Here is a 21326-nt window from a genome sequence, read left to right as displayed (position 1 = left end):
CCCTGACCGTTCGTGTGTCGCAACGACGATACAAAGCCGTGCGGGGGTGCCTGCCAACGGTCCATGCCACTCAGCGGGACGAGTCAGTGGGACGAGCGGGCGCCGTCGTCTCCGGCGGCTCAGATCAGGTTGTCCTCGACGGCCAGGCCGAACTCGCCCTTGCCGTACATCGCGAGGGCGCGCTCGACGTCGTTGGCGACGTGGACGCTGCCCGCGTGGGCGTCGCGCCAGGCCCGCTCGATGGGGTTGCCCCGGCTGAGGGAGTTACCCCCGGCGGTCTTGAACAGGATGTCGATCGCCTCAAGCGCCCGTTCCGTGGCGCGCACCTGGTCCCTGCGCACCCGCAGCCGCAGCTCCACCGGGATCGCCTCGCCCCGCACGGCGTGCTCGTACGTCTCCCACACGTTGCGGTCGGTCTGCAGGATGGCCGCGTCGATCTCCGACGCCGCCCGGGCCACCGCGACCTGCGCGAACTGGTCCTCGGCGAACCGGCCGCCGCCCAGGCTGAGCCGCACTCGGTCGCGCATCGCGGTCACGTACGACCGGTAGCAGCCGACGGCCATCCCGATGACCGGGGCGGTGATCGTGGTGGTGAACACGGTGCCGAACGGGATGCGGAAGAGCGGGCCGGTGTTCACCTCCTGCCCGGGGCCGCGCAGCTGTGCCATGTCGTGGTTGCGCATCACGCGGTGCGCGGGCACGAAGGCGTCCTCGACGATGATGTCGTTGCTGCCCGTGCCGCGCAGCCCGATGACGTCCCACACGTCCGCGATGGAGTAGTCGGAGCGGGGCACCAGAACGGTCATGACGTCCACCGGCCTGCCCTGGTCGCCGAGGACGAGGCCGCCCACCATCGCCCACACCGCGTGCTCGCAGCCGGAGGAGAAGCGCCACCGGCCGGACAGCCGGTAGCCGCCCTCGGCGGGGACGAGCCGCCCGACGGGCGCGTACGACGAGGAGATCAGCGCGTCCGGGTCGCTCCCCCACACCTCGTCCTGGGCGGCCTCGTCGAACAGGGCGAGCTGCCAGGGGTGCACCCCGAGCACGGCCGCGGTCCATCCGGTGGACCCGCACACCGCGGAGATCTCCCGGATCACCTCGTAGAAGCTCACCGGGTCGCTCTCCGCACCGCCGTACCTCTTGGGCTGCAGCATCCGGAAGACCCCGGCCCGGACCAGCTCCCTGATCGACTCCGCCGGGACCCGCCGATCCTCGTCGGTCGACCGGGCCCGTTCGGCGATCTTCGGCAGCAGCGCCCGAACCGCGTCCAGGACCTCGTTGCTCATCGGGGAGTCCTCCGTGTCACGCTCGTCGGCAGCCGGGCGGCGATGCCGTCGAGGACGCTGTCCAGCCCGAGCTCGAACTGCCAGTCGTCGTCGTCCTTCCTGACGCCCTCGCGGATGTAGCGCTCGAACGCGGGATAGCGGCCCGAGTCCAGCAGCCACCTCATCCGAGATGAGTAGAGGGTGCGAAGGTCGTCCATCTTCTCCGCGCCCTCCTTGCGCATCAGCCTGGCCATCCTGATCCGGGCGGTGGTCGCCCCGGTGACGAACGCGGTGACCGTGCCGATGACGGTCATCGCCGTGTCGGCGTCGAGGCCGAGGCCGTCCAGCGACGCGAGGAGCCGGTCGGTGCGCGCGACGAAGTTGGGGGTCAGCGGCCCGGAATGGGCCGTGGTCTCGACCAGCCAGGGATGGCGCAGGGTGAGGGCGCGCAGGCGCAGGGCGGACACGCGCAGGACCTCCCGCCAGTCGCCGCCCTCTCCGGCCCGTGCCTCCTCGGCGTAGACCGCGTCCACCATCAGCTCGATCACGTCGTCCTTGCCGCGCACGTAGCGGTAGAGGCCCATGGTGGCGACCCCGAGCCGCTCGGCCAGGCGGCGCATCGAGACCGCGTCGAGCCCCTCGGCGTCGGCGATCTCCACTGCCGCCGTGGCGATCTGCGCGTGGGTCAGCGCCGCACGGGGAGGCCGGGTGGGCCGCTCCATCCGCTGCCAGATGGACTCGTGGGTCACATCGTGCGCGTCGTCCGCTTTCTTCCCGGCCATCGTCGTGCTCCTCCCGGTTCGCCGTGTACATCGTACTCGGACTTGTACATCGTACGCATCAGCGCGTACGGTGTACCCGTTGCGTACGGCGTACTCACCTCGTGGAGGAACGATGTCCGGAGAAGACCGGCTCAAAATGGGGATGATCATCGGTAGCGTGCGGGAGGGGAGGGTCGCGCCCCTCGTCGCGAACTGGTTCGCCGGTCAGGCCGAGCGGCGCGACGACGTGGCGCTCGACGTGATCGACCTGGCCAAGACCCGGCTCCCCGACGGGCTGCGCGGGCATTTCGGCGGCGAGAAGCCGGAGGAGACCGTCGGGCTGCGGCCCCGGGTGGAGGCGGCGGACGCCTTCGTCGTGGTGACCCCGGAGTACAACCGCAGCTTCCCCGCCGCGCTCAAACTGATGATCGACAGCTATCACCGGGAGTGGGCGGCCAAGCCCGTCGGGTTCGTCTGCTACGGCGGCATGTCCAGCGGCCTGCGGGCCGTCGAGCAGCTCCGGCTGGTCTTCGCCGAGCTGCACGCGGTGACGATCCGCGACTCCGTCGCCTTCCAGAGCCCCTGGACGCTGTTCGACGCGGAGGGGAACTGGCCGAAGGACCCCGCGGGCCCGGAGGGCGCGGCCAAGGTCATGCTCGACGAGCTCGTCTGGTTCGGCCGGGCCCTGCGCGAGGCGCGGGCGGCGCGGCCGTACGGGGGCTGAGATGGGCTCCCTGCTCCGCTCCGCCCTGCGTCCCCATCGCGGCGCCGTCGCCCTGGTCGCCGTGCTCCAGATCGCGCAGGCGCTCGCCGCCCTCCTGCTGCCCACGATCAACGCCACGCTCATCGACGACGGCGTGCTGCGCGGCGACACCGGGCTGATCCTGCGTCTGGGCGGCCTCATGGTGGCCGGGACCCTGGCACAGGTCCTGTGCTCGGCCGTGGTGGGCGTCCTCGCGGCCAGGACCGCCGCCGCCGTCGGTCACGAGCTGCGCGCCGACGTCTACGCGAAGGTCCAGTCGTTCTCCTCGCGGGAGGTGGGCCGCTTCGGCCTCCCGTCCCTGATCACCCGCACGGTCGGCGACGTGCAGCAGGTGCAGACGCTGGTCTTCATGGGGCTGACCGGCCTGGCCGGCACGCCGATGATCTTCCTCGGCGGGGTGGTCATGGCGTTGCGGCAGGACCTGCGCCTGTCCACGCTGCTGCTGGTCGCGCTGCCCGCGCTGTCGGCCGTCCTGTGGGTGATCCTGCACCGGCTCACCCCGCTGGCGCATGCGACGCAGCGCGGCGTCGACCAGGTCAACCGGCTGATGCGCGAGCAGATCGCCGGGGTCAGGGTCGTCCGGGCGTTCGCCGCCGAGGACCGCGAACGCGCCGGGTTCGCCGAGGCCAACGGCGCGCTGCTGGGCTTCGCCGTACGCGCCGCGCGGCTGGGGACCGTGATGTTTCCCGCCGGGATGCTGATCGGCAACCTGTGCGGCGTGGCGATCATCTGGTACGGCGGGCACCTCGTCGACGACGGCGTCACCCGGGTCGGCTCGCTGGTGGCGTTCTTCAACTACCTGGCCGTGATCCTGGGATCCGCCCTGCTCGCGACCTTCACCGTCCTGGCCGCGCCGCGCGCCCGGGTCTCCGCGCTCCGGATGCGCGAGGTGCTGGAGACCGGGTCCCGACCGGACGCGCCGCCGGCCGCCAGCGACCGGATGTGGAAGGGAGAGGTCGAGGTCCGCGACGCGCACGTGCGCTATCCGGGGGCCGAGGAACCGGTGCTGCGCGGCGTGCATCTCCACGTCCGCCCCGGCGAGACCGTCGCGGTCGTCGGCTCCACCGGCTCGGGCAAGACGACGCTGCTGAACCTCGTGGCCCGGCTGCTCGACCCGACCGCCGGGCGGGTGCTCCTCGACGGGACGGACGTCGCGTCGCTGCCCGCCGAGGAGCCGGCCGGCGTCGTCGCGCTGGTGCCGCAGCGGCCGTACCTGTTCTCCGGCACCATCGCCGGCAACCTCAGGTACGGCAGGCCCGAGGCGACGGACGCCGAGCTGTGGCACGCGCTGGAGGTCGCGCAGGCGCGCGACTTCGTCGAGGCGCTGCCGGAGGGCCTGGAGACACCGCTCGGGCAGGGGGGCGCCTCGCTGTCCGGCGGCCAGCGGCAGCGCCTGACAGTGGCGCGGGCGCTGGTCGCCCGTCCCCGGGTGCTGCTGCTCGACGACCCGTTCTCCGCTCTCGACCCGGTCACCGAGCGGGCGCTCGCCGACGCGCTGGCGCGGGAGACCCGCGACGTCGCCGTCGTCCTGGTCGCCCAGCGGATCTCCTCGGCCCGCCACGCCGACCGGGTGGTGGTGCTCGACGAGGGCCGCGTCGCCGGGTCGGGAACCCACGAGGAACTGATGGCCTCGTGCCTCGCGTACCGCGAGATCGTCTTCTCCCAGACAGGCCAGGAGGTGGCCGCGTGACAGCCCCGAAGCACGGAACCGTCCGGCGTCTGCTGGAGACGGCCCGCCCCGAATTCCCGCTCGCCGTGGCCGCCCTCGGCTGCGCCGCCGTGGCCGTGGCCCTGACCGTGGCGGTCCCCCGGCTGCTCGGCGCGGCCACCGACCTGGTGCTGTCGGCCGTGTCCGGGCACCGCCGGGTGGACTTCGCCGCGATCGGCGGGGTGCTGCTCGGCGCCCTCGCCTGCTATCTGGCCGCGTTCCTCCTCTCCCTCGCGCAGCAGCGGACGACCGCGACCGTCGCGCAGCGGCTGGTCTTCCGGCTGCGGGAGCGGACCCAGGCCAAGCTCGCGCGGCTGCCGCTCGCCTACTTCGACGGACGGCAGCGAGGCGATGTGCTCTCCCGCGCCACCAACGACGTCGACAACGTCGGCCAGACGCTGCAGCAGGTGCTCAGCGTGGCGGTCACCGCGCTGATCACTCTCGTCGGCGTGCTGGCGATGATGGTGTGGACCTCGCCGCTGCTCGCCCTCGTCTCGCTGGTCATGGTGCCGCTGTCCGTCGTGGCGGCCAGGGCGGTCGGCAGGCGGGCCCAGCCGAGGTTCGTGGAACAGTTCGCCGCCACGGGCCGGCTCAACGCCCACATCGAGGAGACCTACACCGGGCACGCCCTGGTCAGGGTGTTCGGCCGGCGGCGCCAGGCCGTACGGGAGTTCGGCGAGCGCAACGACGCGGTGTTCCGCGCGGGGTTCCGGGCGCAGCTGCTGTCCAGCCTGATCGGCCCGTCGATGTCGCTCGTCATGAACCTCAACTACGTGCTCGTCGCGGTGATCGGCGGCCTGCGGGTCGCGGCGGGCGCGCTGTCGGTCGGCGACGTGCAGGCGTTCATCCAGTACTGCCTGCAGTTCGGGCAGCCGGTGAACCAGGTCACGTCGATGTCCACCCTCCTGCAGTCGGTGCTCGCCTCGGCCGGGCGGATCTTCGAACTGCTCGACGAGGACGAGGAGGAGCCGGTCCGCGACCCCGTCCGCCTTCCGGCCGCGACCACCGGCCGGGTGACGTTCGAGAACGTCTCGTTCCGGTACACACCGGATCGCCCCCTCATCGAGAACCTGTCCCTGGTCGCCGAGCCGGGGCAGACCGTCGCGATCGTCGGCCCGACGGGCGCGGGCAAGACCACGCTGATCAACCTGCTCATGCGCTTCTACGACGTCACGGGCGGGCGGATCACGGTGGACGGGGTGGACATCGCCCGGGTGCCCAGGCGGGAGCTTCGCGCCAGGATCGGCATGGTGCTCCAGGACACCTGGCTGCGGCACGGCACGATCGCCGACAACATCGCGTACGGCGCCGGCGACGTGCCGCGCGACCGGATCGTCGAGGTGGCCAGGGCCACCGGCGTCGACCACCTCGTGCGCACGCTGCCCGACGGGTACGACACGGTGGTCGACGACGACGGCGAGGGGCTCAGCGCGGGCGAGCGGCAGCTCGTCACCATCGCCCGCGCGTTCCTGGCCGATCCCCCCATCCTGGTGCTCGACGAGGCCACCAGCGCGCTCGACACCCGCACGGAGGTGCTGGTGCAGCGCGCCATGACCTCGCTGCGGGCCGGGCGCACGGGGTTCGTCATCGCCCACCGCCTGTCGACCGTCAGGAACGCCGACCTCATCCTCGTGATGGACGAGGGGCGGATCGTCGAGCAGGGCACGCACGACGAGCTGCTGACGGCGGAAGGCGCGTACGCCCGGCTGTATCGAGCACAACTCCCCGGCGGGGACGGCCTCAGCGGGCCTCGTGGCGCCGCTGGCAGGCGATGCAGTAGCGGGCCATGGGCCGGATCTTCAGCCGCCCGAACGGGATGACCGCGGTGCAGTCGGCGCACCGGCCGTAGCTTCCCTCCTCGATCCGCTCCAGCGCCTTGCGCAGCTCGGCGACCCCCCGCTCGGTGGCGGCGAGGTCGGCGAGCAGGGCGAGTCTCGCGGTGTCGTCGTTGCCGCCGTCGACGGCGGCCCGCAGGTCGCGCAGCTGCACCTCGCGCCGGTGGAGCTGCTCCTCCAGGTCGGCACGCATGGCCTGCGTCTGCAGCTCGCTGATGGCGGTGAACTCGTCACTGGTGGTCATCGTCGAGGTCCTTTCGTCCGATGGCATTCGTCTATGGCAGAGGTGCCGGAAGTGCGGTGCTCGACCGTGGGCAGCAGGCAGGCCAGCCCTCTGACGGTCGCGTTGACGGGATCGGGCGCGGGGCTGACGGTGATCCGCAGCTCCGCGCAGAGCTTGCGGGCCAGCTCCGGGTCACGGGCGCCGCCGCCGGTGATCAGCAGGCCCTGCCGCCGGGCGGTGGCCCGCAGGGCGGCGGGGATGCGCGCGATCAGGTCGGCGACCATCGCCACGACCCGTTCCCGCGCGTGCGCCGGACAGCCGGCCAGGTCGCCCACGTCGACCTGTACGGCGCCCGCGTCGGCGATCTCGCCGGCGCGGATGACGACGGCCTCGGCGATCCCCGCTCCCGCGTCGAGCAGGATCCTGGGCCTCGGGTCGGCGATGTCCACCCCGCAGCCGACCGCCGCGGCCAGCGGCTCCTCGACGATCGTCACCCGGCAGCGGGCGGCGCTGCTGACCGCCGCGTACGCCGCTCGCCGGTCGAGTCGCGAGGCCGCGACGGGCACGCCGAGCAGCACGCGTTCCAGCGGCGGGTGTTGCCCGGTCACGGCGTCGCTCAGCGCCGCGCGGACCAGCCGGGCGCAACTTGGCATGTCGGCGACCATGCCGTGCCGCACCGGCCACCGGCGCGTCCCCGGCTCGCCGAACGACGAGGGCCGCTCCTTGATCGCCGTGCTGCCGGACAGCAGCAGCCGGGTCCGCGCGGTGCCGAGGTCGAGGGCCAGGGCCGTCATGCCGTCAACCGTGTCTCGCCGGCGCAGGAGGCGCACTGCTGCACCTGCGGCGCGGCCCTGAGCCGGTCGAGCGGCAGGAACGCCTCGCATCGGATACAGGTGCCGTAGAGGCCCCGCTCCATCCGCTCCAGTGCCGCCTCGATCGCGGCGACGTCGAGACGCGCCCGCCGTGCGCGGGCGGCGTGGAGCCGCTCCTCGAGCAGCATGCGCAGCTCGGACAGCTGCGTCGTGTACCGCCGGCACTCCTCCATGAGGAGGCGCGGCGACCTGATCTCTGCCATAAGCGGCATCACTCCAGGTGAGGGATGAGGTGGCGCGCGAGCACGCGCGCCGTCGGCGCACCGGTGCCGGTGCGCGAAACGAGTACGCGGGAATGGCCCGCGCGCGATGGTGGTCAGGGCTGGGAGGACGGCCGCATGACGGCGCGCGCCACGGCCGCCGGGGCGGTAAGGCGGGTCAGGCGCGCTTCGAGCGAGCTCGTCAGAGGGCCTGTGGCGGGCTGCGCGAGCCGGCGGTGCGATGCCCGGTCTGTTGCGGGCTGAGGACGATGTCCTCGTGATGCCGGGCGGGCTCCGGCGCGGAGACGGGAGCATCCGGCGCGGCCGCCACGCTGCGCGGCCGGAACGGGAACGGCAGATGCTCGGGACCTGCGGCGCCCGTGGGCAGGGTCGCCGACTGCGGCGTCCACGCCCCCGGCGTCCACACCTCGGCCGCGGCCTGCGGCGCACGCTGAGCGGGATCCCCGCCGTACCAGGCGGGGGTGGAGGCGACCAGCGCGAGGGCAAGCATCAGCAGGCCCACCACCAACGTGAAGGCGGTGGACCCGCACGTGCCACGTCGTGAGGTCGCCATGTGACCGACCATAACCCACCTTCGCGAAACGGTCATCCGCGTTTCCCGTTGCCCGTTTCTCCCAATCGGTCCCTGCCCGATTTCCGCCATTTGTTGTGCATACCCGCATCTCCGGAAACGTTCCCGTCCACTCGGGTGCGTTCTCCGTTCCCCTCTACTTGGGTACGGTGGCCGCAAGGCACGGGTTTCGCGGGAGGGGGGGGAAGGATGGCGCGACGCAGGCTGACCGCCGCGCTGCTGCTCCTGCTGCACGCGATCTTCCTGACCTCCGGCGGCGTGCCCGCGTCCGCGGGCACACTGCAGACGCCACATCGCGTCACCGGCATTCACCACACCGCCGGCACTCACCTCGCCACCGGCCGGCCGGCCGTCGAGACGGGCGGCGTGCGCTGCCCTCCGGCGCACGCCACACGGCCGGCTCAGGGCGACCCGCCCCGGGTCCAGGCGGGCGCGGGCGGCCCCGGCGCGTCCGGCGGACCGGTCGTGCTGCCCAACCCGGCGGCGCCGCGCGGCGGCACCCGGGTCACCCGGGCCGGGCCGCATCACGACGGCCCGCCCGCCCAGTGCCCGCGCCGGGCCGCCACGGCCCGCGCTCCTCCCTCCACCGCGTACTGAGACCTTTCCCACTCGTACGCCTGTGGAGGCTTCATGTCCCGTGCGCCCATGTGGCGTGCGGTGGCGGCGCTCGCCGTCATCGCGACCTCACTGCTGCTCGCTTTCACCATGGCCCCGCGCCTCGGCCTCGACCTGCGCGGCGGCACCCAGCTCGTCTTCGAGACGAAGGACTCACCCACGGTCAAGGCGGACGCCGACGCCACCGACCGCGCCCTCGACGTGCTCCGGCGCCGGGCGGACGCCCTCGGAGTCGTCGATCCCACCCTGGTCCGCTCCGGCGAGAAGCGGATCATCGTCGAACTGCCCGGCGTGCTCGACCCGCGCGAGGCCGCCGCGGTCATCGGCAAGACCGCCCAGCTCAACTTCCATCCGGTGCTCGGTCCCGCCGAGGACGGCGACAGGGACGCGGTCGCCGACGAGAGCGGCCAGAAGCTGAAGCTCGGGCCGGTCGCGCTCAGCGGGGCGGGCGTCACCGACGCCGCCGCGCGCAGCGACCCCCAGATGGGGCCGGGCTGGTTCGTCACGATCGACTTCAAGGAGCCCGGTCCCTGGCGGGAGCTGACCGGGACGGCGGCCTGCGCGCCGGTCGGCGACCACAAGCGCCGCGTCGCCATCGTCCTCGACAACGAGATCATCTCCTCGCCGCAGGTGGACGAGTCGATCGCCTGCGAGGCGGGGATCTCCGGCGGCAGCACGCAGATCACCGGGTCGTTCACCGCCCAGGAGGCGCAGAACCTCGCGGTGCTGGTCAAGGGCGGCTCGCTCCCGGTGCCGCTGGATCTGGTCGAGCAGCGCACGGTCGGCCCGACCCTCGGCGCCGACGCCATCGCCGCGAGCGCCAAGGCCGGCGTCGTCGGGGTGATCCTGACCGCGGTGTTCATCGGCGTCGTCTACCGGCTGGTGGGCGTGCTGGCCGCGGTCGCGCTCGCCTGCTACGGCCTGATCTCGTACGCCGGGCTCGTGGCCATGGGGGCCACGCTCACACTGCCCGGCCTGGCCGGGTTCGTCCTGGCGATCGGCATGGCCGTGGACGCCAACGTGCTGGTCTTCGAACGGGCCAGGGAGGAGTACGGCGAGGCGCCCCGCCGGGGTCTCAAGGCGGCTCTCGAACGCGGCTTCAAGAACGCCTGGAGCGCGATCGCCGACTCCAACATCACTACCCTGCTCGCCGCCGGGCTGCTGTTCTGGCTGGCCTCGGGGCCGGTGAAGGGCTTCGGCGTGACGCTGGCCATCGGCGTGCTGGCCTCGCTGGTCTCGGCGATGCTGATCACCCGGGTGCTCGCCGCCGCCCTGATCGCGAGGATCGGCCCGCGGGCGTCCGGCATCGGCTCGATCGGCCGGGTCAGGACCTGGCTGACCCGGCGCGGGCCGGACCTGATGCGCGGCAGGCGGCTGTGGCTCGCCGTCGCGGCCGGGCTGCTCGTGCTCGCGGGGGCGGGGCTGGTCACCCGCGGCCTGAACTACGGCGTCGAGTTCACCGGAGGCCGGATCGTGGAGTTCGGCACGAGCCGGCCGGTCGACGTCGCGGCGGCGAGGCAGGCGGTGGCGGACGCCGGGTTCCCCTCGGCCGTCGTCCAGAGGTCGGACGACGCGATCTCGGTGCGCACCGGGCAGATCAGCGCCGACGACGTGGTGCGCGTGGAGCAGGCGCTGGACCGGAGCGTGGGCGAGGTCACCAAGCAACGCGACGAGCTCATCGGTCCGAGCCTGGGTGAGGAACTGCGCCGCAACGCGCTCATCGCGCTCGCCGTCGCGCTCGCCGCGCAGCTCGCCTACCTGGCGTTCCGGTTCCGGTGGACGTTCGGCACGGCGGCCGTGGCGGCCCTGTTCGTGGACGCGGCCGTCGTCGTCGGCACGTTCGCCTGGCTGGGCAAGCCGATCGACGGGGTGTTCCTGGCCGCGATGCTGACGATCATCGGTTACTCGGTCAACGACAAGGTCGTACTGTTCGACCGGGTGCGCGAGCTGTGGCCGCTGCGGCGCCGGGAGCCGTTCGGCCGAGTGGTGAACGCCGCGATCCTGCAGACCGTGCCGCGCACGGTGAACACCGGGCTCGGGGCGCTGTTCATCCTGGCGGCGCTGGCGGTGTTCGGCGGCGACTCGCTGCGTGACTTCGCCGTCGCCCTGCTGATCGGCATCGTCGTGGGGACGCTGTCGTCGTCGTTCGTGGCCGGGCCGGTGGCGATCGCGCTGGAGCGCCGGTCCGGCCAGCCGCCGCCGGCTCCCGCCGCGCCGCGTGCGAGGCCCGCGCGGCGTGACGGCTCCGGCGCGGTGGTCTGACCGATCCGGTCGACCGGCCTGGGCCCCGGGGCGGGGACGCCCCGCCCCGGGGTCCGTTCGGCTACGGCCGGCCGAGCGCGCGCAGCTGGGCGGGCGTCAGCGCGGAGACGTTCTGGTCGATGGGCGTGTCGGTGTACTGGTGGATCGCCCAGGACTTCCAGTCGGCGGGCGGCGTGATGTCGCCCGGTGCCTTGCTGTAGTGAGCCACCCACAGGGGGTACTGGCCGAGGCCGCGGCCGTACTTGTTCGCGAAGTTCCAGCCGCTGTAGAACATCGGCCTGGTGCCGGTCTTGGCCGTCACGTACTCCAGCCAGGTCTTGGCCCACCTGTTGACCTGCTCGACGGACTCGCCGTCGGCGGTCTCCAGGTCGAGGACCAGGATGTCGCCGGGCTTGCGCGGCTGCGAGTTCACCACGCTGAGGAAGTGGTCGGCCTCGGCGATGGGGTCGTTGGAGGGATGGCCGTAGTGGTAGACGCCGCGGACGATGCCCTTCTTGGCCAGCTCCTGCCAGTGCCGGGGGAAGGACGAGTCGACCCAGTCGGTCCCCTCGGTGGCCTTGATGAACCCGAACTGCGCGCGGCTGTTCATCCAGTCGTGGTCGGCCTCGTAGCCGGAGACGTCCTGGCCGTACGTGTGCGGGTTCGCGTACGCCGGGGCGGGCAGGGCGACGGCCGCCGTGACGGTGGCCGTGGCGGCCGAGACCGCGAGGGTCGCCGCAGCGAGGGCGGAGCGCAGGCGCCGGCGGGAGGGCCGGCCCCCGAGGGAGAGCCGATGGATGGACATGGCGGGGTTGACTCCTTGCTTCCATTCCGCCTACCGGGTTAGCTGACGGGTTCGGGCAGGAAGTGCCCTACGGGCGCATCTGGGGGCCTGCGCGCCGATTCACCCCGAGAGAGTGGGTCCCCGGCTCCGCATGACGCGGATTCGGCGGCCGCGCGACCACCGCGCGGTCCGGGCAACGACACGGCAAGGGATACGACGGAGAATGTCGGCCGGTACCCATGCCGTGTGCCCTAAAGGTACACACAGCACCAGAATGGTGTAAACAGGACAAAACCCGTCTTTACCTGCAGCGGGACGGCGACGCCCGGCCCGTGTCGATCAGCTCGATGCCGGGCACGACGTACTCGGTCGCGGCTCGTCCCGCGACAGCACCATAACGTCGAGCAGGTGGCCGTAGCCGGGCTCGTGCACGCCCATCACCGCCGCATCACCGGGGAGGACAGCCCCGCTCGACGTCCGCACTCGTCCGCAATTCGGTGCCGCTGACTGGACAGATATCGCGAACAGGACGATCATCCCGATGAGCGAGGCCGGGGCGGGCCGGCAGGTGACCTGCTCGGACCGTAACCCCGCCCGTACGCGGCTTCCGTCGACCGGGATCCCCGTGTGATCCGCCCGTAAGGGGGTTTGTAAGTTCGTCACCTGAGGCACCGACACGTACGCGAGGTGAGTCCATGACCGCTGCACCCGCCGACCCCGAGTTCACCGAGGTGGCGCCGCCGACGCCGGCCGAGTTCCGGCGCGCGCTGGGCATGTTCGCGACCGGCGTTACCGTGGTCACGGGCCTCGACGACGGGGAACCGGTGGGCTTCGCCTGCCAGTCGTTCGCCTCGGTGTCCCTCGAACCGCCGCTGATCCTGTTCTGCGCCGACCACAAGGGCCGCGCCTGGCCTCGGATCAGAAAGTCGGGCCGCTTCTGCGTGAACGTCCTCGGCGAGGATCAGATCGACATCTGCGGCCGATTCGGCTCCAGCAGAGGCGACAAGTTCGCTGGACTCGACTGGGACCTGTCGCGATGGGGCACTCCGGCGTTGCGGAAGGTGCTGCTGCGAGTCCACGGCGACGTGCGCGACGTGCATGTCGCCGGTGACCATGATGTGATCATCGGCCACGTCCGCGAGCTCGAACCCGTCGTCACCGAGCAGCGCCCGATGCTGTTCTTCCGCGGCCGGTTCGGAGTGGAGCAGGACGACCAGGCCGCCGCCCTCGGTCCCAATCTGTGGGGCTGGGGCGACCACTGGGGGTGAGCACCGACCTCCCCCTGCCGCGGCCCCTTCCGGTGATCCGCTGTCCGAGTGCGCGGGGCGACGCCGGCGAGTCCGCAGCCTTCCCTGGTCGACGCCCTAACCAGCCGGGTTGATTTCGAGGAGGCACAGTCCCTCTCGCTGCAGGACACGATTCCCGAGCTCACCGTCGCCGTACAGGGCGATCGACGGCGCGCCCCGACCCCACCCGGACATCGATAACGATGACGTCAAAGCCGCGACCGCACGGCTGACCGCTCTCGGCGCCATCTATAAGTGGAGTTGCTGCTGGCAGGATTGCCCCTTCCTGCGCGTACCCGGCGCGTCCTTGCCGTCGCGAGCGACCCGGATGCATGCACCAGCACCGCCAGAACCAGGCCCTGACCTGCCCATCTCCTCCCACCTGTAACTCCAGCTAATCGCTTCGTCGCGTTGCTCGACGACCTGGCGTGATGAGAGAATTCATACACACTTTCGAATTTCTCAAGGATGTGCGATGGATCTGTTCGACTCTCATCCTGACCGCCTTCATCGTTCGAATGGTTCCGATGACTGGTGGGACCGGTTGACCGCCGACTCGCCGTTGTGGTCTGCCGATGGCTCATCCGCCCGCGAGCACTTTCCGATCGCCGACCTCCAGCCGCCGCGGCACACGAGCGACGGCGCGCCCGGTGCCCGGAGCGCGGACGGCCCGGGTTCAGATGCCGACGGCGCGGATACCCCCGATGCAGTCGGTCGTCCGCGTGCTCGGTCGTCGTGGGTGCTGGTGGGGTCGTTGCGTGAGTCGGCGCAGGGGTTGGCGTTGGCGCCGCTTCCCGAGGATGCGGATGTCTGCCTTGCTGAGGCGGAGGATTTGCTGTTCGCGCGGGACCGGATCACCTGCGCGCTGGCCGATCGGGTGAGCCGGGTGCATGGTGCGGGGCGGGCCAAGCAGCACGGGCATGCCTCCACCCGCAGCTGGCTGCGTACCGCCGCCGGGATGAGCGTCGGCGGCGCGAGCCGCCTGCTGACGTTGGCGGTGGAGCTGGCGCGTCTGCCCCGGGTGCGGGAGAAGTTCGCCGCCGGTCAGTTGGCGGCGGGGGTGGTGGAGGCCATCTGCACCGCCACCTCGAACCTGTCCGATGAGCATGCCGGTGTGGCCGAGCCGATCCTGCTGGAGTTGGCGGGCAAGGCAGGCGCGGCGGAGGTGGCCAAGGCCGGGCGTTACCTGCGGGCGGTGCTGGACCCCGACGGAGAAGACCACGACGAGCGGGCCGACTACGGGCGGCGATTCCTGTTGTTTTTGGAAGGGGAGTTCTCCCTCCCCCGCGAAGCGGCAGCCCGGCTACGGGCCCTGCTGGACGCCTACGCCAAACCCCGCGCGGAAGGCGATGACCGCCCGCTGAGCGTGCGCCAGGCCGATGCCCTCATCGCCCTGCTCGAACAGAAGATCGCCACCGAACTCCTCGTCCTGGTCAACGCCGAATCCCTCCCCACCGACCCCGCCACCGACCCCGCCACTGACGACACCAGCGACCCCCACCCTGCCGACTCCGACCCCGCCAACCCCGTAGACACCGACGACTCTGCCCCGGGCGAGGCCGCCACCCCCGACCCCGCCACCACCACCGACCACCCCGCGGACCACGACCACGCCGGAAGCACCGACGGCCCCAGCAAGGCCGACGACGTCGTTCCCGGCGCGATGGGCGACCCCGGTCACGCGGGCAGCACCGACGACCCGGACGAGCTCGACACTGGCGAGGACGAGACCGGGGGCGAAGCGGGGAGCGATGCCGGTGCCGATGGAGCCGCGGACGTCGGAGCCGGAAGCGCCGACCGCGCCACCACCAGTCCCCGCGACGAGGAGCCCCGCCAGCCAGGGCCCGACGATCGCGGGGCGGGTGAGCACGGAACCTCTGAGCGTGGGACCGATAGGCGCGCACCCCGTGAGCGCGGGACTGGTGAGCGGCGGGCCGGTGAGCGGCGGGCCGGTGAGTGCGAGCCTCGCGACACCGCGAGCGCCACCTCTGCCGAGGGCGACGACACCCCGCCTGTAGAGGGCGATGACTGCGACCGTGCTGTGGCAGAGACTGGGGCACCTCACGTCTGGCGGCATGGGTCAGCATGGCCTGCTGACGGTGGTGGGCCTTCGAACACAGCGCCCTCGAACACAGCACCCCCGGACACAGCGCCCTCGAACACAGCAGCTTCCGGCACAGCGTCTGCCCAGGCAGCACAGCCGGATCCTCCTCCCGAGGACGTCTTCGCGCGTCGCACCCACGCCGGGCCTCGGCCTGCGGGGGACTGCCGACATGAGCAGGGCACGCGTGAGGACCTCAGCGACGTGCGCTGTGGCCAGTACTGCCATGACCGGGGCCGCGAGGAGCAAGGTGGCGAGGAACCGGGCCGGGCTCGGCAGGATGCGGCGGACGGCCAGAGCGCGTGCCGGTGCGGCAGCGCAGCGCAGTGCGCGTGTGCGACGCAGGCACCGGGAACAGCGGGAAGCCCGGGGACGGGGACGCCGGGGACGGGGCAGGGCGCGTCACCGGGGACGCCGCCCGGGGAGCCGCTGGGGCGGCTACGCGGGACGGGGCCGGGGGCACTGTTCGGGACGGCGTTGGGGACGGTGCCGGGGCTGTTGCTGGCGACCGGGCAGATGCTGCCCGTCACCAGCGTGCACCGCCTCGCCCGCACCAGCACCCTCGTGCGCCTGGTCATGGACGCCGAAGGGCAGGTGCTCGACATGGGCCGCAAGGTCCGCCTGGCCACCCCCGCCCAACGCAGGGCCGTCTTCGCCCGCTACGCCACCTGCTGGATCGACGGCTGCCCACTCCCCGCCACCATGTGCCAGATCGACCACGCCGACAACTGGAGCACCGGCGGCCTCACCGACCTGAAACTCCTCGGACCCGCCTGCCAGTTCCACAACCGCGACCGCTACCAGCACCCCCACCACTACACCCGCCGCCAAACCGGCACCGACCGCTGGACCTTCACCTACGAGCGGCCCCGGCCCGGGCGGCTGCGGATCTGATCGTGTTCAGGTCGAATGTGCCCTCAGAGCCAGTCGCCGTTCTGGCCGACGGCCAGCAGGGGGTTCATGGTTCCCGGGGACCAGGTGCGGTCCGGCGCGCGGTGGACGGCCCGGGATCTGCGCTGGGAATCCAGGTCGGGGAAGAGGGCGAGCGAGACCTGCCGCGCGGCGTCGACCACGAGCGGGGCCATCTTCTCCAGCGCCGTGCGGGCGTCGCCCACCAGGGAGATGCCGGCCACCGGCCCTTCGTGGCCGCGAACGGCCGCGGCGACGCAGGAGATGTGGGGGAAGCACTCCCCCCGCTCGAAGGCGAGACCGCGGCGCCGCCGGATGCGGTTGAGCTCCTGGTGCAACGTGCCGATGTCGCCGATGGTCCGGCTGGTCAGACGGCTGATGTGCCCGTCGATGAGCGCCTCGACCTGCTCGGGCTCCAGCCAGGCGAGGATCGCCTTGCCGAGCGCGGTGCAGTGGGCCGGAGCCCGGCCGCCGACACGGGACGGCACCGACAGGGCGAACCGGCCGCCGACCTTGTCGAGGTAGAACACCTCGGCGCCGTCGAGCACGGCGAGGTGGACGACCATCCCGGTCCTGATCTGCAGGTTGTGGAGCAGCGGCGCGGCGGCCTCCCGGATCTCGTCGTGGCTGCCGTCCCGGCCGCCGAGCCGGAGCGCCCGCCTGCCCAGGCTGTAGCCGAACGGCGTGTGGTCCAGCCAGTTCAGCCGTACGAGCTGGTCGAGGATGCGATGAGCCGTCGAGCGTGGGAGGTGGGTGCAGCGCACCACATCCTCGAGCGTGAGACGGGTGGCGCGACCGGGGAACGCGTCCATGATGAGCGTCATCCGTTCGACCATCGACGGCGGCGGCTCTCGTCGAGCGGGCGCCGTCGCCTCCCGCTCGGCACGGAGAGCGGTCATCGCACCTCCCCAAAAACTGAAATTGATTCTTGCTCGGAATGTAGCAACGCATCACACCCCTGAGAAGAGGACGAAGAGACAGCCCGTCCTGCTGCCTTCTGTCCGATCCTGCCCGATGATCGGGCTCCTCCCCGGCTCTCCTTCGTTCACCCACGGTTGACTGCGCAGGAGAGTCAATGAGCGCCGAACGGGAACCGTGACTCGCCATCGACCCGCTCCCGCGCGGTGCTGCGCCGCTTCGATCTGCTGACCGAGGTCGTCGGGCTCGACCCCGCGCAGGTCGCCATCGCCAGGGCCCTGCTCCCGCGCTGGGGACCGAGGCGGCCTTGGGCGGGGGTGTGACCGGGACGTCCCCCACCCGCGGCGTGACCCGTTCGTGACCTTGATAGCCTGCCTGCTCCGTAGGCCATCGGACGCTGCATGGATCGGGGACCTGATGGGGGAAAGACAGCGGCTGCGTCTCAACGCGCCGCTGGGCACGGCCGGAATGGTCCTCGCCGCCGCTTTCTTCTCCCTGTCTCTCACGCCGTCGCTGCTGCCCCGGCCTTGGACGCTGCAGGGGATCATCGCCGGGGTGCTCACCGCCACCGGCTATCTGGTGGGAGTGCTCGCCGGCGCACTTGTGCGCCCGGCCGCGGCCCGGCTCCCGGCGAAGTGGCGCGCGGCATGGAAGCGTAAGGGAAGACGGCGGGTCCGGCGGCTGGTCGCGACGTTCGGCTGCGGTCTCGGCGCGGCCTCGCTGGTCCTGGGTGTACGCGCGCAGCGGGACATCTACGCGCTGATGGGGATGAACCCGCCGGAGCGGCTCAACTATCTCGGCGTCCCGCTGATCGCGGCGGCCCTGTTCCTCGCCCTGCTGGCCGCCGCCCGGACGCTGCGGATCGCGGCGCGGGCGCTGGGCCGCCTCCTCGGACGGTGGTTCCCCGCGACGGCCGCGCAGTTCGCCGCGGGGCTCGGGGTGGGCGTGCTGGCCGTCTTCCTGACCGACGGGATCCTCACCGAGGCCCTGCTCAAGGGGGCCGACCACAGCTTCGCCGCGATCAACACCGAGACCTCGCCCGGCATCACCCCGCCGACGGCCGCCACGCTGTCGGGCAGCCCCTCCTCGCTGGCCTCCTGGGCGTCCCTCGGCTTGGAGGGCCGCGCGTTCGTCGCGCACGCGCCGACGGCAGGCGAGCTGAGCGGCTTCGCGGGGCGGCCCGCCGTCTCTCCGATCCGGGTCTACGCGGGGCTCGACTCCGCCGCGACCACACGCCAGAGGGCCGCCCTGGCCGTACGGGAACTGGAGCGGACCGGCGCGTTCGGCCGCAAGGTGCTCTGCGTGATCACGACGACCGGCACCGGCTGGGTGGACCCGCAGGCGGCCGCCGCCCTGGAGTTCATGTACGGCGGAGACACCGCGCTGGTCTCCATGCAGTACTCCTATCTGCCGAGCTGGCTGTCGTTCCTGGTGGACCGCGAACGCGCCAGGGCGGCCGGGCGCGAGCTGTTCGACCAGGTGTACGCCCGCTGGTCGGCGCTGCCCGCCGGGCACCGGCCCAAGCTGCTGGTCTTCGGGGAGAGCCTGGGTGCGTTCGGCGCGGAGTCGGCGTTCGGCGGCGACCGGGACCTGCGTGAGCGCACCGACGGCGCGCTGTTCGTCGGGCCGCCGGACAGCAGCGCGCTGTGGCGGCGGCTCGTCGACGGCCGCGACCCGGGCAGCAGGGAGGCGCTGCCCGTCTACCGGAACGGCGAGACCGTGCGCTTCGCCAACCGCCCCTCCGACCTGGACGCGCCCGATTCACCCTGGAACGCGCCGCGGGTCGTCTACCTCCAGCATCCCTCCGACCCGATCGTGTGGTGGGCGCCCCGGCTCGTCCTCTCCCGTCCCGACTGGCTGGAGGAGCGGCGCGGCGACGACGTGCTGCCCTGGATCCGGTGGTATCCGTTCGTGACGTTCTGGCAGATCACCGCCGACCTGGTCTTCTCCCTCGACGCGCCGCCGGGGCACGGCCACGACTACGACGGCGAGGTGATCGCGGCGTGGGCGCGGATCGCCCCGCCGGACGGGTGGGACGACGCGCGGACCGCGGCGCTGACCACGCTGCTCGTGAAGCACGCGTCCGGCTCAGACGAGTGAGTCGAGCCAGCCGATCAGCCGGGCTCCCTCGCGCGTCATGATCTGGGGGTCGCGCAGGGCGTTCGCCAGCAGCGACATCCCCTGGTAGGCGCCCACAAGGGTCAGCGCGAGGCCGTCGGGCTCCGGCAGGCCGAGCTCGCGGAACTGCTGCTCGGCCCATTCGAGCAGCAGCCGGATGACCTTGCCCGCCTCCGCGTCCAGGCCACCCTCGTCACGTTTGTCCAGCTCGGCGGCGAGTGTGCCGGTCGGGCAGCCGTACCGGGCCGCGAGGTCCCGCTGCCCGACCCAGGTCTCCACGAGGCCCTTGAGCCGCTCCCGGGGGTCCGGCAGCCGCTCCAGCCGTTCGGTGAGATCCCGCAGGTGGCGGGAGTGCTCGGCCAGCGCCGCGGCGACGAGCTCGTCCTTGGTCTTGAAGTAGTAGTACACGTTGCCGACCGGAACGTCGGCGGCGCGGGCGATGTCGGCGATGGTGGTGCGCTCCGCGCCCTGCTGGTGCACCACCTGCGCGGCCGCGGCCATGAGCCGCTGCCGCTTGGCGCTCGCGGCCCTCACCCGGGCACTCGTCGAGTCAGTCACCTGACTGACTATAGGCCTGACTCACTACAGAAGGGCCGGGCCCCGCGGTCGTACGCCGCGGGACCCGGGGAGATCTCTACCAGTTCGCCGGGAGTCCCGGAGTGGTGGGCGGCAGGGGGTGGTTCTTCGGGTGGATGACGTACACGATCCCGCCGCTGCCGGTGCTGCGCAGCCAGACGTTCTCGAAGTTGGCCCGCGGGTAGACGTGGCGCACCGCGTCGTCATCCGGCGAGGCGGGATCGTTGGCGATCACGTCACCGTTGGCGGTGAAGCCGACGATGACCATGAGGTGGCCGTTGGTGCTGTATCCGGCACCGGGCAGCTCCTCGGCCTTGAACGACTGCGAGGTGACGACGGGGATCCCGGCCCGGATCAGCCGCTCCATCTCGGTCAGCGAGCGGAGCCGGGTGACGAACCCCTCAAGCCCGTACCGTCCGGCGTAGGCCGCGTTGAACGGCCAGTTGCCCGCCCCCTCGTACGCGTAGTCGTAGGTGTACCTGGCGGCGTAGTCGACCTCGGGGTCGGGGTCGGAGGGGTCCACCCAGGAGGTGTCCTGCTTGCTGGGCCACTTCCCCCAGTAGCCGAGGACCATGGTGGTCGAGGTCGGGCTGCACCACGCCTCTCCCCCGCCGTCCCACTCGGGGTAGTGGCCCTCGTGGACGTTCTGCGAGCGGCGGGGCACCGGAAGCTCGACGCCCCAGGCGACGCCGCCGGGGCTGACCGGCACGGTCGCCCGGTCGGGCACCGCGGAGGCCATCGCGCCGAGCGTGCGCACGACCGGCTGCACGGCCGAGCCCGGCGCGCGGTAGAGCGTGACGCGCAGCTGGTAGGCGGTGATCGCCTTGCCCGCCGCGGCCACGAACGTGTCGACCGAGACGGTGCCGTCGGCGTCCCGCTGCCCGGACAGCGACGTGCGGCGGATGTCCTCGTCGCCGTACGCCCAGCGGCCGAGCACGTACCACTTCGTCTGCCCGGCGGCGTGGCGGCCCCGCATCTCGACCTGCAGCCAGCTGCCGGCGGGCACGTCGGCGTTCCAGGAGGCGACCAGCTCGGTGGCGGCGAACCCGACCTGCTGCTCACGGCCGGTCCACCGGGCGTACTCCCAGGTCTTGGTGCCGAGTGCGTCGGTGTAGGAGATCGTGCCCACGGGCGCGGCGAAGGACAGGGTGTTGCCCGCCTTCACGCCCTCCCGGACGCCGGGGCCGAAGTGGGCCCGCTGGTAGACGACGTCGACGGGGGACGGCGGGGGCTTGGTCGCGGCCTCTGCGGCGGTGGCCGGGACGGTGAGGGCGGAGGTCGTCAGAAGGGCGGACAGGGACACGGGCAGGAACGCGGTCAGGAACGCGGTCAGCACGCGCATGGCTCACCTCGGGGTCTCGTCGGCGTCCCCGACGCTAGATACCTGCCGCCCTCCCGCGCATCGGCAGGAATACGTATCCGCTACCGGCCTTTGCGGGGCAAGTCGCGAATTATCCGAGAAGCCACCTGAAACCCCGTGAGTCACATGCGTTTCGCCCCTTTACTGATATTTTGCGAACTTTAGCCTTAAAAGCCCGAATAGCCATGGCACGCTGATT

18 protein-coding genes and 1 riboswitch are annotated in these 21326 nt (G+C 72.1%); of the genes, 8 read left to right on the top strand and 10 right to left on the bottom strand.

Annotated elements, in window-relative coordinates:
• Positions 1-119 precede the first annotated feature (119 nt).
• Together hsaA and BXA11_RS09105 are read right to left on the bottom strand one after the other, a co-directional pair.
• Entirely contained in the window at positions 120-1286 is a 1167-nt protein-coding gene (gene hsaA / locus BXA11_RS09110) for a 3-hydroxy-9,10-secoandrosta-1,3,5(10)-triene-9,17-dione monooxygenase oxygenase subunit (RefSeq protein ID WP_076434113.1), read from the bottom strand.
• Entirely contained in the window at positions 1283-2047 is a 765-nt protein-coding gene (locus tag BXA11_RS09105; RefSeq protein WP_076434112.1) for a TetR/AcrR family transcriptional regulator, read from the bottom strand. Before BXA11_RS09105 ends, hsaA begins: the two co-directional genes overlap by 4 nt.
• 112 nt (positions 2048-2159) lie before the next feature.
• Here BXA11_RS09105 and BXA11_RS09100 point away from each other — a divergent pair, with 112 nt between their 5' ends.
• Genes BXA11_RS09100 through BXA11_RS09090 form a run of 3 tightly spaced genes read left to right on the top strand, consistent with a single transcriptional unit; the run spans position 2160 to position 6317 of the window.
• Positions 2160-2750, top strand: a complete 591-nt coding sequence (locus BXA11_RS09100) for an NADPH-dependent FMN reductase (protein ID WP_076434111.1) — start codon at positions 2160-2162, stop codon at positions 2748-2750.
• Between the two features lies 1 nt (position 2751).
• Positions 2752-4479 carry an ABC transporter ATP-binding protein gene (locus tag BXA11_RS09095; protein ID WP_076434110.1) on the top strand — a complete coding sequence of 576 codons (1728 nt, stop codon included), beginning with the start codon at positions 2752-2754 and terminating at the stop codon, positions 4477-4479.
• Positions 4476-6317, top strand: a complete 1842-nt coding sequence (locus BXA11_RS09090) for an ABC transporter ATP-binding protein (RefSeq protein ID WP_076434109.1) — start codon at positions 4476-4478, stop codon at positions 6315-6317. The genes BXA11_RS09095 and BXA11_RS09090 overlap by 4 nt, the downstream gene beginning before the upstream one ends.
• Here BXA11_RS09090 and BXA11_RS09085 read toward each other — a convergent pair.
• From BXA11_RS09085 to BXA11_RS09070, 4 genes are all read right to left on the bottom strand, one after another.
• A complete protein-coding gene (locus BXA11_RS09085; protein ID WP_030512336.1) occupies positions 6238-6576 on the bottom strand; it encodes a TraR/DksA family transcriptional regulator in 339 nt (112 codons plus the stop codon). The genes BXA11_RS09090 and BXA11_RS09085 overlap by 80 nt on opposite strands.
• Positions 6573-7349: a rod shape-determining protein gene (locus BXA11_RS09080; protein ID WP_076434108.1), complete on the bottom strand. Its 777-nt coding sequence runs from the start codon at positions 7347-7349 to the stop codon at positions 6573-6575. Before BXA11_RS09080 ends, BXA11_RS09085 begins: the two co-directional genes overlap by 4 nt.
• Positions 7346-7630, bottom strand: a complete 285-nt coding sequence (locus tag BXA11_RS09075; RefSeq protein ID WP_076434107.1) for a TraR/DksA C4-type zinc finger protein — start codon at positions 7628-7630, stop codon at positions 7346-7348. Before BXA11_RS09075 ends, BXA11_RS09080 begins: the two co-directional genes overlap by 4 nt.
• Positions 7631-7829: 199 nt before the next feature.
• Positions 7830-8201, bottom strand: coding sequence for a hypothetical protein (locus BXA11_RS09070; RefSeq protein WP_143734163.1), 372 nt, complete (start codon positions 8199-8201; stop codon positions 7830-7832).
• A gap of 207 nt (positions 8202-8408) precedes the next feature.
• Here BXA11_RS09070 and BXA11_RS09065 point away from each other — a divergent pair, with 207 nt between their 5' ends.
• Positions 8409-8816 (top strand): hypothetical protein, encoded by a 408-nt coding sequence (locus BXA11_RS09065; RefSeq protein WP_076434106.1) that lies wholly within the window; start codon positions 8409-8411, stop codon positions 8814-8816.
• Between the two features lie 33 nt (positions 8817-8849).
• Entirely contained in the window at positions 8850-11096 is a 2247-nt protein-coding gene (gene secD / locus BXA11_RS09060) for a protein translocase subunit SecD (protein ID WP_076434105.1), read from the top strand.
• A 61-nt stretch (positions 11097-11157) separates the two neighbouring features.
• On the opposite strand, the gene BXA11_RS09055 is transcribed toward secD, so the two are convergent.
• Positions 11158-11880: a glycoside hydrolase family 25 protein gene (locus BXA11_RS09055; RefSeq protein ID WP_051762834.1), complete on the bottom strand. Its 723-nt coding sequence runs from the start codon at positions 11878-11880 to the stop codon at positions 11158-11160.
• 12 nt (positions 11881-11892) lie between these two features.
• Positions 11893-12037: riboswitch (cyclic di-AMP (ydaO/yuaA leader) on the bottom strand.
• 517 nt (positions 12038-12554) lie between these two features.
• Here BXA11_RS09055 and BXA11_RS09050 point away from each other — a divergent pair.
• Together BXA11_RS09050 and BXA11_RS09045 are read left to right on the top strand one after the other, a co-directional pair.
• The gene (locus BXA11_RS09050; RefSeq protein ID WP_076434104.1) at positions 12555-13127 is read left to right on the top strand and encodes a flavin reductase family protein; all 573 of its coding nucleotides are present in this window, start codon (positions 12555-12557) and stop codon (positions 13125-13127) included.
• An 850-nt stretch (positions 13128-13977) separates the two neighbouring features.
• Positions 13978-16140 (top strand): HNH endonuclease signature motif containing protein, encoded by a 2163-nt coding sequence (locus BXA11_RS09045; protein WP_159454752.1) that lies wholly within the window; start codon positions 13978-13980, stop codon positions 16138-16140.
• 23 nt (positions 16141-16163) lie between these two features.
• Here the strand turns inward: BXA11_RS09045 and BXA11_RS09040 are convergent, their stop codons facing one another.
• Positions 16164-17054: an IclR family transcriptional regulator gene (locus BXA11_RS09040; protein ID WP_076434102.1), complete on the bottom strand. Its 891-nt coding sequence runs from the start codon at positions 17052-17054 to the stop codon at positions 16164-16166.
• A gap of 436 nt (positions 17055-17490) precedes the next feature.
• On the opposite strand from BXA11_RS09040, the gene BXA11_RS09035 reads away from it, so the two are divergent.
• Positions 17491-19173, top strand: a complete 1683-nt coding sequence (locus BXA11_RS09035; protein ID WP_076434101.1) for an alpha/beta hydrolase — start codon at positions 17491-17493, stop codon at positions 19171-19173.
• On the opposite strand, the gene BXA11_RS09030 is transcribed toward BXA11_RS09035, so the two are convergent.
• Both BXA11_RS09030 and BXA11_RS09025 read right to left on the bottom strand, forming a co-directional pair.
• Positions 19162-19749: a TetR/AcrR family transcriptional regulator gene (locus BXA11_RS09030; protein ID WP_076434100.1), complete on the bottom strand. Its 588-nt coding sequence runs from the start codon at positions 19747-19749 to the stop codon at positions 19162-19164. The two genes, BXA11_RS09035 and BXA11_RS09030, sit on opposite strands and share 12 nt — an antisense overlap.
• A gap of 76 nt (positions 19750-19825) precedes the next feature.
• Complete coding sequence (locus BXA11_RS09025) at positions 19826-21109, bottom strand: C39 family peptidase (RefSeq protein ID WP_076434099.1); 1284 nt, start codon at positions 21107-21109, stop codon at positions 19826-19828.
• Positions 21110-21326: the final 217 nt, after the last annotated feature.

Source organism: Microbispora rosea (genome assembly GCF_900156315.1).
GTDB classification, from domain to species: Bacteria; Actinomycetota; Actinomycetes; order Streptosporangiales; family Streptosporangiaceae; genus Microbispora; species Microbispora rosea.
Note: the sequence above shows the minus strand (reverse complement) of the source record. Positions and strands in the feature narration are given on the sequence as shown.

Coding starts and splice junctions, on each gene's coding strand:
- BXA11_RS09050 (WP_076434104.1), top strand. CDS start 12,555: ATGACCGCTGCACCCGCCGACCCCGAGTTCACCGAGGTGGCGCCGCCG.
- BXA11_RS09055 (WP_051762834.1), bottom strand. CDS start 11,880: ATGTCCATCCATCGGCTCTCCCTCGGGGGCCGGCCCTCCCGCCGGCGC.
- BXA11_RS09085 (WP_030512336.1), bottom strand. CDS start 6,576: ATGACCACCAGTGACGAGTTCACCGCCATCAGCGAGCTGCAGACGCAG.
- BXA11_RS09095 (WP_076434110.1), top strand. CDS start 2,752: ATGGGCTCCCTGCTCCGCTCCGCCCTGCGTCCCCATCGCGGCGCCGTC.
- BXA11_RS09040 (WP_076434102.1), bottom strand. CDS start 17,054: ATGACCGCTCTCCGTGCCGAGCGGGAGGCGACGGCGCCCGCTCGACGA.
- BXA11_RS09100 (WP_076434111.1), top strand. CDS start 2,160: ATGTCCGGAGAAGACCGGCTCAAAATGGGGATGATCATCGGTAGCGTG.
- BXA11_RS09105 (WP_076434112.1), bottom strand. CDS start 2,047: ATGGCCGGGAAGAAAGCGGACGACGCGCACGATGTGACCCACGAGTCC.
- secD (WP_076434105.1), top strand. CDS start 8,850: ATGTCCCGTGCGCCCATGTGGCGTGCGGTGGCGGCGCTCGCCGTCATC.
- BXA11_RS09035 (WP_076434101.1), top strand. CDS start 17,491: ATGGGGGAAAGACAGCGGCTGCGTCTCAACGCGCCGCTGGGCACGGCC.
- BXA11_RS09080 (WP_076434108.1), bottom strand. CDS start 7,349: ATGACGGCCCTGGCCCTCGACCTCGGCACCGCGCGGACCCGGCTGCTG.
- BXA11_RS09075 (WP_076434107.1), bottom strand. CDS start 7,630: ATGGCAGAGATCAGGTCGCCGCGCCTCCTCATGGAGGAGTGCCGGCGG.
- BXA11_RS09065 (WP_076434106.1), top strand. CDS start 8,409: ATGGCGCGACGCAGGCTGACCGCCGCGCTGCTGCTCCTGCTGCACGCG.
- BXA11_RS09025 (WP_076434099.1), bottom strand. CDS start 21,109: ATGCGCGTGCTGACCGCGTTCCTGACCGCGTTCCTGCCCGTGTCCCTG.
- hsaA (WP_076434113.1), bottom strand. CDS start 1,286: ATGAGCAACGAGGTCCTGGACGCGGTTCGGGCGCTGCTGCCGAAGATC.
- BXA11_RS09070 (WP_143734163.1), bottom strand. CDS start 8,201: ATGGCGACCTCACGACGTGGCACGTGCGGGTCCACCGCCTTCACGTTG.